Below are 12,389 nucleotides of genomic sequence, written 5' to 3' on the forward strand. Positions count from 1 at the left end.
CCCTCCCATGGCCTCAAACATTTTCCCAGCAGGAGAAGAAAGCCTCCCGCGAATTCATTGGACAGGTACTCTAGTTAAACCCGACAGGATCAACACGGCCCTGACAATCAGATTGCACTGGCTTCGCGGCCAACAGTAACTCACTCATCGGGGTATCCGGCTCAATTCGGCCCTTTAGATTGATAAAGAGCTCGGTAATTAAGCCACCCTTGCAACGCACCTGAACGCGGTTCCCTGCGCCCGCACCAAACGTTTCATCAAACGCCGCACGCACCTGCGCTGTGGTCAGAACCTCACCGATATTGGCAGCAAACAGATCACGGACAGCTGAGCTATTCAATTGCTCCATGAGCTCGAGAGATTCAGCGTAATACTCTTCTGGACTATCGCTGTAACAAGTGCCGTGTTTGACCCATTCATAACGATCCAGATAGGACTGCGCCCCTGGCATGACTTTGTTCAGTTCTGCTCTCGTCTGATCGCTTAAGCGGATTGAGTTCAACCGATGACGATTTTCACGGTCCGTCAGGTTTTTCTGGGCTTCAGTAACCCCACACCAGAAATTTCCCCGCGGCTGCGGCCACAGCCCGTGAAGAGCAAAATGGTCCGCGTCATAACGCTCACTGGTCTGGTTGATGCATTCCGGCAGATTTTGGTGTGTCTGACAAAAAGCAGGCTGCCAGCTCGCCGCAAGCAGGAACTCAGCATCACCTGATGGCCCCTGTACAGCTGGGCGAATAACTTTCGATCCTGAAGAATCGTCAGAGCCGTTGTCAGCACCTTGTCCGCTACCATCAGCTTCAACCAGATGCAGACCACAGGAAACATCCACCCAACGCTCAGCTGGATTTACGCCATTCATGCGAATGAAGTAATGAGATGCCTGCGATTTGTTCTTCCCAAGCAGTTCATAGGCACGCATGCGCTCCACATAAACACTTCCAGGATTTGTCTGCTTACGAATAGATTGAAATGCTGGACAGGCTTCCTCAGCAAGAAAGAAGCCCTCCAATTTCACTTGAGAAGCAGCAGGCAAAACAGAGGCCACGCTCAAAAGCGCAGCCCCGACAATCACTTTAGAAAGAAAATGCATGTGGTCCTCCAAAATACCTTTTGCAGCAATAAGCAGCATGCAGATTATTCAAAACCAGATACATTGACTTCCTGTGACAGTTCACCCCCATGATTTTAGGGACAAGTTCTCAATTAATGCAGATTACGCCAACCACCGCTTGCGGCGTTTGTAGTGTTTGCCATCACGGAAGGATTTTCGCCCTTCTCCGCCGACACCTAGATAGAACTCTTTCACGTCTTCGTTTTCGCGCAAAGAATCAGCATCACCATCCAGCACGATACGGCCAGCTTCCATGATGTACCCATAAGTCGCGTATTTAAGCGCAACGTTGGTATTCTGCTCAGCAAGAAGGAAGGACACACCTTCATTCTTGTTCAGCTTCTTCACAATCTCAAAGATTTCTTCCTGCAACTGTGGAGCAAGACCCATGCTTGGCTCATCCAGCAAAATCATGTCTGGACGGCTCATCAAGGCACGACCCACTGCACACATCTGCTGCTCACCACCAGAAGTATAACCCGCTTGAGATCCCCGACGCTCACGCAAACGCGGGAAGTAGTCATACACCATTTCCAGATCACGCTTGATCTCGGCATTACCATCTTTGCGGGTGTAAGCGCCCGTCATCAGGTTGTCTTCAATGGAAAGGTGACCAAAACAGCGACGGCCTTCCATGACCTGAATGCATCCGCGCTGAACCAGTTCGTTCGGAGAAAGCGCCTGAACTTGCTTTCCTTGAAAAACAATATTGCCCTTCGTCACTTCTCCACGTTCTGCTTGCAGCAGGTTGGAGATCGCTTTCAGGGTCGTTGTCTTGCCGGCACCGTTCGCACCCAGCAGAGCAACAATACCACCCTTAGGCACGGTCAAAGAAACACCTTTGAGAACCAGAACCACGTGGTCGTAAATGACTTCGATGTTGTTGATAGACAAAATGTCTTCGGCAACCTGCAGGTTAGCGGCTGGTGCCTTGGATTTTGATGTCTGTTCTGCAATTGCGTTCATGAGATCAGCCTTAACCTGCGAACATTCCGATTGTTTGAATTAGATAGATTGGTCGGGCACCACCGCGCCCGACCAAAAACAACAAGGCTTAGTTACAAGCAAGGTCGCCTCGACCTGGCCAAGGAGCATTGTTTTTCGCGTAGTCAGCAGCTTTTTCCAGCTCAAGCGGCTTGATCAGTTCACGGTTTGGAGTCAGTAGGTCACTTGCCTGTACAAACTCTTCGCCGTTCCACTCAAGCATCCATGCACCAGAGTGACCAGTGTGGTTGTCACAAGCCATCTTCAGTGGGGGTGTCATGCCCTTCATACCCAGCTCTTCAAGGCGAGCTGCAGTGATGTCCAGATTTTCAAGGCCCCAGCGCAGCTGTTCAGCATTGATGTTCTTCTCACCAAAATGATCTTGAGCAGTTTTCGCTGCTTCAGCAAGGATCATGGAGATGATAACACCACGCTGATAGAAGACTGTATCCATGTCAGCTTCAGATTTGATTTCTGAGTTGCCTTTGGAAACTATATGCTTACGGATGTCTTCAAGAACTGGATAGTTACCTGGAACGTTAAAGCTGACAGACTTGTAGCCCTTTGCTTTTACACCAACGTTCTGCAGGTCAGCATCAGAGCCAGACCACCAGATGCCAATGAAGTTTTCCATTGGGTAACGGGTCTTAACCGCTTCGGTGATCGCACCGGCGTTCATAGCACCCCAACCCCACATAACGACGTTGTCTGGACGCTCACGACGGATCTGCAGCCACTGTGCAGACTGGTTCTGCATTTCTTTCAGACCCACAGGGATCGGAACCAGCTTGAAGTCATGCATTTCAGCAAGCTTTTCCAGAAGCGGAATTGGCTCTTTTCCGAACGGGTGGTCAAGGTGAAGAAGAACGATCTTCTTACCCTTCAGCGAAGACATGTCACCACCAGCAATGTAGTCGAGGATCATGTACGCGCCATCCCAGTAGGACACTGGTGGGTTAAACGCCCACGCAAACGTATCACCGTCTGACATTGGCGAGAAACCGTAGCCAGGTGCCAGAATAGGAATACGGTCCACGTTGGTGCGAGGCATAACCTGCAAAGTGATACCGGTTGACCATGGCTGCGTTACGAGAGCTGCTCCCTTAGTCTTCTCGTAGCACTCAACGCCTTTGTTGGTGTTGTAACCGGTTTCACACTCGATATAATCGATTGGCACGCCGCCAATACCACCATCACGCTCGTTCAGCATGAGCATGTAGTCACGCTGGCCGTTCATGATTGGCGTACCTGTACCCGCAAATGGGCCAGTACGGTATGTCAGGTTTGGAAAGTTAAGGCCGTCTGCTGCCATTGCAGCAGTGCTCATGGCAACTGCAAGGGCACCAGCTGCAACAGCCTTACCTAAATTCGTAAAGTGTTTCATATTTTCCTCCGCGTTTGCGGCTCCCGCCGCGGACCATTTCCTCTATTCCCCAGCTGCTCCCGCAGTTCTTTATTAGTGAGGGAATGGCCAAATGATGAGCTTTTCACGAATAAGCGCCCAGAACCGCGCAAGACCGTGAGGCTCGACAATCAAGAACATGATAATGAGAGAACCAACCACCATAACGTTGACGTGTTCCATGGTGGCAGAACCAATGCTCAGACCAAGCATTTCTGGCAGCAGGTTCAGCACAACCGGCAGTGCCACAATCAGGATCGCTCCGAGGAAGTTCCCCATCACACTGCCAAGGCCACCAATGATCGCGATAAAGACGATCTGGAAACTCATTGGAATATCAAAGAGATTTGGCTCAGCAGCACCTTTCCAAAAAAACACCATCAGCGCGCCGGCAATACCCACGATATAGGAGCTGACAGCAAAGGCAGACAGCTTTGCACGCATCAAGTTGATGCCCACCAGTTCCGCAGCAATATCCATGTCACGAACAGCCTTCCACGTACGGCCATATCGGCCACGTGTCAGGTTGATCATCGCAAAGGTCACGACAGAAACAATGCCAAGAACAAAGTAGTACTGAACCATAGGCGACGCATTCGGGCCTGTTACAACAAGACCGAAGATGTCCATGGTGCGCACTTCAATCGCGCCGGATGCATTGTAGTTGTAAAGCCACGCCCACTTCTCAAAGAGCCACACTAGGAAGAACTGCGAAGCAAGCGTCGCAATCGCAAGGTAGAAACCTTTAATGCGCAGCGACGGCAAACCAAACGCGACCCCAACTGCAGCAGAGAAGAAGCCAGAAAGGAACAACGCAACAATGATGTTCATTTCTGGGAAGATCGTAGTGATCTTGTAGCAAGCATAAGCGCCAACGCCCATGAAACCCGCAGTACCCAGCGAAAGCTGCCCGGCATAACCGGTCAGAATATTCAGGCCAAGCGATGCCAGAGAATAAATCAGCACTGGCACAAGCAGAGCCTTGTAGGTGAACTCCGATGCGAACATCGGAAAGACCACATACATAGCGGCAAGGATCACAACCAGCAGGACCATATCCTGCTTGATTGGGAAGAGCGCCTGATCACTTTCATAGGTCGTTTTGAACTGACCAGAAGTTCTGTAAAACACGTCAGGCCTCCCTTACACGCGCTCGATGATTTTCTCACCGAACAGCCCTTGCGGACGGAACAGCAGAACAATCAAAGCAAAGATGAAGGCGAACCAAGTTTCGGTGTTGCCACCAAACAGAGGCTGACCCCAGTAAATTTCGAAGACTTTTTCCAGAAGGCCGATGGCAATACCGCCGATAATCGCGCCTGATACAGATTCCAGACCACCAAGCATCAGCACTGGCAAGGCCTTGTACGCAATCACTTCCAGAGCAAACGATACACCAGCACGAGCACCCCAGACGACACCGGTAGCAAGAGCAATCACACCTGCAATAAACCAAACCAGAACCCAGATAGTGCTGAGGGAGATACCAACAGACAACGCTGCAGTATGATCATCACCGAGCGCACGGATCGCCCGACCCATCGCAGATTTGTTCAGGAACACCAGCAGGCTGATAACCAGCACGATCGCCATAACAACCGCGAACACGTCTTTTTCTTCCAGAAGAAGGAAGCCGCCGAACGGTTCAAACTCAATAGCACCCGTTGGAATACCAAGCGCTTCGGTGATCATCACCTTGTTCTCACCACCGAACACAAACTCACCAAAACCGATGAGGAACATGGTGATACCAATGGTTGCCATGAACAGAATGATGTCTGGCTGACCTACAAGCGGACGAAGCACAACGCGCTCAACGCTCATTGCCAACGCATACATAATGCCAAGAGTAAGCGGCATCGCGATTGCAGCAGCAACAAACTCGTTGCCAACAAACGGAACCAGGAAGGTATGCAGGCCAACCAAAGACAGCGCAGCAAACACAACCATGATGCCTTGCGCAAAGTTGAAGATACGCGAGGACTTAAAGATGAGAACGAAACCAAGTGCAATCAGCGCGTAAAGAACACCAGAGACAAGACCTTCCCACAACACCTGCAGAAAGAAGTCCGGCATTCCGTACATCTGAACAAATGGATCAATTAGTACATTATAAAGTGTTTCCATGGGGTGCTCCCTAGTGTGACACGCCCAGATAGGCATCAATAACTTCTGGGTTGCTCTGTACTTCTTCTGGCACGCCATCTGCGATTTTGCGGCCATAGTCCAAAACAACGACACGGTCGGAAAGGTCCATCACAACACCCATGTCATGCTCGATCAGAGCAATCGTAGTGCCGAGCTGATCATTTACATCCAGAATGAAGCGGCTCATGTCCTCTTTCTCTTCCAGGTTCATCCCTGCCATCGGCTCATCGAGCAGCAGCAGTTCTGGCTCCATCGCCAAAGCACGAGCAAGCTCAACACGCTTCTGCAAGCCGTAAGGAAGCGTCCCTACGGGAGTACGACGGATATGCTGGATTTCGAGGAAATCAATGATCTCCTCGACCTTCTTACGGTGCTCGATTTCTTCCTGCTGAGCAGGGCCCCAATAGAGCATTTGCCAGAATATGTTCTGCTTCATGCGTGTTGCACGACCAGCCATGATGTTATCCAACGTGGACATACCCTTAAACAAAGCAACGTTCTGGAAAGTTCGAGCGATACCCTGACTAACCGCAAGATGCGGTTTCATGGATTTTCGGCGTTCACCGTTGAAGGTGATCACACCTTCCTGAGGCTGATAGAAACCATTGATCACGTTGAGCATGGACGTCTTGCCAGCACCATTGGGACCAATGATCGCGCGAATTTCCCCCTTCTTGATGTTGAAGGAGATATTCGTAATTGCTTTGACGCCGCCAAAGGAGAGAGAAACGTTCTCAAGATCCAGCAGAACCTCGCGCTCCTCGGCCCTTTTTTTGACCTCTTCGAGCGTTGGATCCATTACAGTCATTCTGCCGCCTCCCCAATCGCGGTCATTGCTTTAGCACTATGGGTGTCCAAGTCCCGGATCTCGACGGTGGCTTCAATGGAGCCTTGACGGCCATCTTCGAAGGTCACCTCGGTCACCACATGCTTGGAGGTCTCACCCGTATAGAATGCTTCAATCAGAGGCGCATAACGGTCAGCAACGAAGTTACGACGTACTTTCTGAGTACGTGTCAGCTCGCCATCATCCGGATCCAACTCTTTATGCAGAACAAGGAAGCGTTTGATCTGAGCACCAGCCATCATTGGCTCTTCAGAAAGATCCTTGTTCACCTGATCCACATGGCTTTGGATTGTCTTATAAACGTCAGGATGCGCGGCCAGTTCCTGATAGGAAGCATATGCAATATTGTTCCGCTCAGCCCAGTTACCAACCGCAACGAGATCAATATTCACAAAGGCACAAACGTAGTCGCGCTCATTCCCAAAGGTCACAGCTTCTTTGATGTTCGGGAAGAACTTCAGCTTGTTCTCAATGTACTTCGGCGCAAACATTGAGCCGTCAGTCAGCTTGCCCACGTCCTTCGCACGGTCAATGATCTTAAGGTGCCCATTTTCAAGGAACATGCCAGCATCACCAGTATGAACCCAGCCATCCTCAGTCTTGGTATCCTTCGTTGCCTCATCGTTCTTGTAATAACCAAGGAACGCGCCCGGTGAGCGATACATAACCTCACCACTCTCCGCGATCTTCACTTCAACATCTGGCATAGGAACACCAACCGTATCAGCATAAATCTGCCCATCCGGCTGCGAGGTGATGAACACGGAAGATTCCGTCTGGCCATAAAGCTGCTTCAGATTCAGGCCGATTGAGCGGTAGAACTTGAAGATCTCAGGACCAATCGCTTCACCTGCGGTGTAAGCCACACGAACACGAGAAAAACCCATCTCGTTCTTCAGCGGCCCGTACACGCAGAATTCACCGACAGCATACTTGATGCGCTCAAACAGAGAGACTTTCTCTCCATTCAAAATGCGCTCACCAACCTGGTTTGCGTAATTGAGGAAGTAGTCAAACAGCTTCTTCTTCATCTTGCCCGCATCTTCCATGCGAACTGTGATGTGCGTCAGCATACCCTCAAACACCCGCGGCGGTGCAAACATGTAAGTTGGGGCAATTTCCTTACGGTCAATCGAAACTGTTTCCGGACCTTCAGGACAGTTCACACAGTACCCGGCTGTAAGACACTGTGCGTAGGAGAACACATGGTCACCCACCCATGCCATCGGCAGGTACGCAACTGTGTCTGCATTCTCATCGAGATTATCAAACTTGTTCGCGTTCTGAACAGCAACAACCAAGTTATTGAAGGTCAACATCACCCCTTTCGGACGACCAGTCGTACCGGAGGTGTAAAGGATCACAGCAATGTCTTCACTCTTGCCAGCACTGACGGCATCAAACCAGTCATCAGCAAGCTTCTCATCGTTGTCGAGCAGAGTCTGCCCGGCTTCCTGAACGCTCAGGTAACGATGAAGGCTTGTGTGGTCGTAATCACGAAGGCCTTTAGGGTCTTCGTAAATGACGTGCTCGAGCAGCGGCAGCTTCTCAGACATCTCAAGCAGCTTATCAACCTGCTCCTGATCTTCAACAACCGCAAAGCGCACTTCTGCGTGGCCAAGAACGTAGGCGATCTCTTCTGCCACTGAGTCAGAATAGACTGGGATCGGAATACCACCCAACGCCTGCACTGCGGCAAAAACCCAATAAAGATGCGGACGGTTTGCACCAATCACCGCAACCTTGTCGCCCTCTTTGCACCCAAGGCTCTTGAGCCCCAGAGAAAGCTTGCACACTTCTCCAAGGACCTCACGCCAGGTCCAGCTCTGCCAGATCCCGAGGTCCTTTTCGCGATACGCGGGACGATCCCCCCATTCCCGCGCATTCCGAATAAGCAACTGCGGAAATGTGTCCATACCCGCTGACGGAGGCACCTGCATCTTTGAATCACCTCTCACCAAAGGTCACCTTGTGCCTTTGGTCTGCCTGTTTACTCTGAGGAAATACGAAAGACTAATAGCCCCGCCTCGCAAGTCCTCCACCTGCGAGCTCCTCCCTGGACTTATTCTTAGCAAGATACGAAAGCTTTTTTAATGGGTTTTATTCATTGCGCGTTGCAACCTTGAACACTTGTGCAATGCAAAACTGTGATATTTCAACGAGTTACATTCAAAAAAGTCTATACTAAGGTATACATGCATTATATTTGTCACGCATAAGCGAAATACTATAGGTAAATCAATGCCCAATACTTTTGATTAGGTTTCAATTCCTTTTTGTAGATCATTGGACTAAGTCAAAAAAGAATCACTACTTTGGGCTAGTGGCACTGCAACAAAAAAGGGGCGCGAATACTCGCGCCCCTTACATATACTAAGCGATTACTACTTTTAGCCGTAGATCACTTTCGGCAACCATGTTGCCATTTCCGGCAGGTACCACAGGATGATCAGCATCAGAACCTGAATGAGAACAAACGGGATGATACCGAAGTAAATGTCTGAGGTTTTCACTGACGGCGGCGCCACACCCCGCAGGTAGAACAACGCAAAGCCAAACGGAGGCGTCAGGAACGATGTCTGTAAGTTTACAGCCATCATCACACCCAGCCATGCAGGGCTCATCGGTTCACCATTAGGCATCTCAAGCTGCAGCAGAATTGGCGCAACAAGTGGAACAACCACGAACACGATTTCCAGGAAGTCCAGAAAGAAGCCCAGCACGAACATTACAGCCATAACCGCAATGATAGCACCCAGCGCACCACCCGGCAGACCGGTCAGCGCTTCCTTCACCAGTTCTTCGCCACCCAGATCACGAAAGATCAGGGAGAAGAACGTTGCGCCGATCAGGATCACAAACACCATACAGGTGATCTGTGTGGTCGACTGCATCACTGGCATAAGCACTTTCTTCGCCATCACACGGTAAAGCGAAACGAGCAACCCATAAGCGAGCACTGCACAGGAAAGCCCTGCAACCCAGATACCAATCATATCACCAGTCGGGATCACGGTACGTGCCACACGCAGGTCCATGAAGGATGTCAGAACCAACATCACAACAAGAGACAGCACAGCCAGATACACCGGCCAAGGCTTGTCTTCTTCCATGCGGTATCCAGCAAGCAACAACGCACCAACAGCCCCAACAGCAGCAGCTTCAGTTGGTGTCGCAATACCTACGAGAATTGAACCAAGCACCGCGATAATAAGCGCAATTGGCGGCACAAGAGCGTGAAGAACCTGACTGAGGGTTGGTCCCGCAGATCCGTCATCACGCATTGGAGGCGCTTTGTGCGGCTGTGTGAACGCAACAAACAGCTGGTACACAATGTAAAGGCCAACAAGTGCAAGACCAGGAATAAGCGCCCCTGCAAACAAATCTCCTACAGAGAACGGATCTGGAGCAAAATTACCCATCTCACGCTGAGCGATCTGGTATCCGTTGGAAAGCTGGTCAGCAAGGAACACAAGCACGATGGAAGGCGGAATAATCTGCCCCAGCGTACCCGAGGCCGCAATCGAACCGCAGGCAAGACGCGGGCTGTAACCGTTACGCAGCATGGTCGGCAGAGACAAAAGCCCCATGGTCACCACGGTGGCGCCCACAATACCGGTTGAAGCGGCAAGTAGAGCACCCACAATCGTGACAGAAAGCCCCAGACCGCCCGGCATACGCCCAAACAACCGGCCCATAGTTTCCAGCAGCTCTTCCGCAACCTTGGAACGCTCCAGCATCACACCCATGAAGATGAAGAGTGGAACCGCGATCAGGGTTTCGTTAGACATGGTGCCGAAAATTCGGCTCGGGATCGCACCAAGGGTCACGCTACCGCCAAAGAACGACGCGATCAGAGCGAAAATCAGTGCAACACCCGCAAGAGTAAATGCAACAGGGAAGCCCGCCAACAAACAAATACAGGCAACCGCAAACATCAAAATATCAAGAGTATGAAGAAGTCCATCCATCTCCGATTACTCCTGGATCTGACGAAATGAGTCGAGTGCCTTCTTGTCACCGCGAAGGGCAAGAACACTTCGAAGAATAATGGCGACACCCTGTAAGGAAACCAGAACGGCAAAGGCAATAATCGCGCTCTTCAGAAGATACCGTCCTTGAATGCCGGAGGCTTCCTGAGACCCTTCCCAGATTGCCCAGGAACTGAGCACATAGCCCCAGGACCAATAGACAATCACTGCACACATCGGAAGAAGGAAGAACACCGAACCAAGCAGATCAACCATCGCTTTGATACGTGGGCGAGCATCCCGGTAAAAGATATCGACCCGCACGTGCCCATCTACGCTTAGCGTATAAGCAGCAGCCGACATAAACAGGAAACCGTGCATGTAGGTGATGGATTCTTGCATCCAGATGGAACCGATACCGAAAACGTATCTCATCACCACCACTGTAAATTGGACAAGCACAATGCCCAAAGTCAGCCAGGCGCAGCTCTTGCCGATGCCACGATTGACTGAGGTAATCAGGTTCATTAGGGCGCGCATGCCCGCCTCTTCGTCTTGGTCTAAACCAAGCCTCTAGGATTATTATTGGGCCCCAAAGGCCAAGATAGAGCTCTTGAAAGAAAAGCTCCCCGCAAGGATTGCGGAGAGCTTGTGCAGCAATAAGTAAAATTAACCCAGGATACGATCGCGAGCTGTCAGGTAGTTACGCTCAGCAAGGCTGGACCATGCAGAGGTTTCCTTACGAGACTTAATGTAGCTTTCGTAGATGCGCTTGGAGATGTCATCTGTCTCAGCCACTTCAGCAACAACTTCTTCAGCTTTACGGCCAATTGCATCAAACACGTCGTCAGAGAAGTCACGAACCTGAACGTTGTGCTTGGTCAGGAGAGTTTCCAGAGCAGCACCGTTGTTGTGGTTGTACTCAGCGAACATGTAGTTGTTCTCTGCCATACATGCAGAACGGATCAGCTCTTGCTGACCAGGTGTGAAGCTTTCCCAAACATCTTTGTTCATGCCGAAGGACAGGCCAGCACCTGGCTCATGGAAGCCTTTAGTGTAGTAGTACTTAGCAACTTTGTAGAAACCGAATGCCATGTCGTTCCATGCACCAACCCACTCAGTCGCATCGATCGCGCCAGACTGCAGTGCAGGGAAGATTTCAGAGCCAGGCAGCGCAACAGCGGATGCACCCAGACGGCGAAGAACTTCACCACCCAGACCAGGCATACGCATTTTCAGGCCTTTGAGGTCTTCAAGAGAGTTAATCTCTTTGTTGAACCAGCCGCCTGCCTGCAGACCGGTGTTACCAGCCAGGAAGGATTTAACGTTGAACTGACCAGCAAGCTCATCCCAAAGCTGTTGACCGCCACCGAAATGCATCCATGCTTCCAGCTCAGCAGCTGTCATGCCCATTGGAACGGCAGTGAAGAAGCCAAATGCTTTGTGCTTGCCGAGCCAGTAGTAGTCAGCAGCGTGGTACATGTCAGCTGTACCATTGGAAACAGCGTCGAAGCTCTCAAATGCAGGAACAAGTTCACCGGCAGCAAACAGCTTTACAGTCAGCTGACCTTCACTGGCAGCAGTGATACGGTCAGCGATGCGCTGTGCGCCAGTACCGAGGCCCGGGAAGTTCTTAGGCCAGGTGGTGACCATTTTCAGTTCGCGCTTACCAGCTGCGAGTGCTGGAGCTGCAAGAGTAGCTGCGCCAGCGGTTGCACCTGCCAAACCAGCATTTTTCAGAAAACTACGGCGGTCCATAAAAACTCCTCCCAAGAGCTTCTTAAATCAAATCTCTTTATGCCTCCGCAGAATTGAACCTCTTCCATTGAGATCTCTGCGACAACATGACCAACTTCTTATAACCCTAAAACTACGTGAAAATACAAGGAAATCTGCACCCTATTGGACAAATTAATTATTCTT

General features: G+C 50.7%; 10 protein-coding genes. All 10 read right to left on the bottom strand.

Annotated features, from left to right (window positions below; genetic code table 11):
- Positions 1 to 70: 70 nt before the first annotated feature.
- Positions 71 to 1,093: a ribonuclease T2 gene (locus PsAD26_RS27065; protein ID WP_208985896.1), complete on the bottom strand. Its 1,023-nt coding sequence runs from the start codon at positions 1,091 to 1,093 to the stop codon at positions 71 to 73.
- 123 nt (positions 1,094 to 1,216) lie between these two features.
- On the bottom strand, positions 1,217 to 2,080 hold the full coding sequence (locus PsAD26_RS27070) for an ABC transporter ATP-binding protein (RefSeq protein WP_063300987.1): 864 nt from the start codon (positions 2,078 to 2,080) through the stop codon (positions 1,217 to 1,219).
- 88 nt (positions 2,081 to 2,168) lie between these two features.
- Positions 2,169 to 3,482: an ABC transporter substrate-binding protein gene (locus PsAD26_RS27075; protein WP_063312881.1), complete on the bottom strand. Its 1,314-nt coding sequence runs from the start codon at positions 3,480 to 3,482 to the stop codon at positions 2,169 to 2,171.
- Between the two features lie 72 nt (positions 3,483 to 3,554).
- On the bottom strand, positions 3,555 to 4,631 hold the full coding sequence (locus PsAD26_RS27080; protein WP_063291081.1) for a branched-chain amino acid ABC transporter permease: 1,077 nt from the start codon (positions 4,629 to 4,631) through the stop codon (positions 3,555 to 3,557).
- A 12-nt stretch (positions 4,632 to 4,643) separates the two neighbouring features.
- Positions 4,644 to 5,627 (bottom strand): branched-chain amino acid ABC transporter permease, encoded by a 984-nt coding sequence (locus PsAD26_RS27085; protein WP_057461839.1) that lies wholly within the window; start codon positions 5,625 to 5,627, stop codon positions 4,644 to 4,646.
- 10 nt (positions 5,628 to 5,637) lie between these two features.
- Positions 5,638 to 6,447, bottom strand: a complete 810-nt coding sequence (locus PsAD26_RS27090; protein WP_063301125.1) for an ABC transporter ATP-binding protein — start codon at positions 6,445 to 6,447, stop codon at positions 5,638 to 5,640.
- Between the two features lie 5 nt (positions 6,448 to 6,452).
- Positions 6,453 to 8,435: an AMP-binding protein gene (locus PsAD26_RS27095; protein ID WP_063312882.1), complete on the bottom strand. Its 1,983-nt coding sequence runs from the start codon at positions 8,433 to 8,435 to the stop codon at positions 6,453 to 6,455.
- Positions 8,436 to 8,885: 450 nt separating this feature from the next.
- Positions 8,886 to 10,466 (bottom strand): TRAP transporter large permease subunit, encoded by a 1,581-nt coding sequence (locus PsAD26_RS27100; RefSeq protein ID WP_057461841.1) that lies wholly within the window; start codon positions 10,464 to 10,466, stop codon positions 8,886 to 8,888.
- A gap of 6 nt (positions 10,467 to 10,472) precedes the next feature.
- Complete coding sequence (locus PsAD26_RS27105; protein ID WP_063312883.1) at positions 10,473 to 11,006, bottom strand: TRAP transporter small permease subunit; 534 nt, start codon at positions 11,004 to 11,006, stop codon at positions 10,473 to 10,475.
- A gap of 129 nt (positions 11,007 to 11,135) precedes the next feature.
- Positions 11,136 to 12,224 carry a TRAP transporter substrate-binding protein gene (locus PsAD26_RS27110; protein WP_063312884.1) on the bottom strand — a complete coding sequence of 363 codons (1,089 nt, stop codon included), beginning with the start codon at positions 12,222 to 12,224 and terminating at the stop codon, positions 11,136 to 11,138.
- Positions 12,225 to 12,389 lie beyond the last annotated feature (165 nt).

This window comes from Pseudovibrio sp. Ad26 (assembly GCF_001623285.1).
GTDB classification, from domain to species: Bacteria; Pseudomonadota; Alphaproteobacteria; order Rhizobiales; family Stappiaceae; genus Pseudovibrio; species Pseudovibrio ascidiaceicola.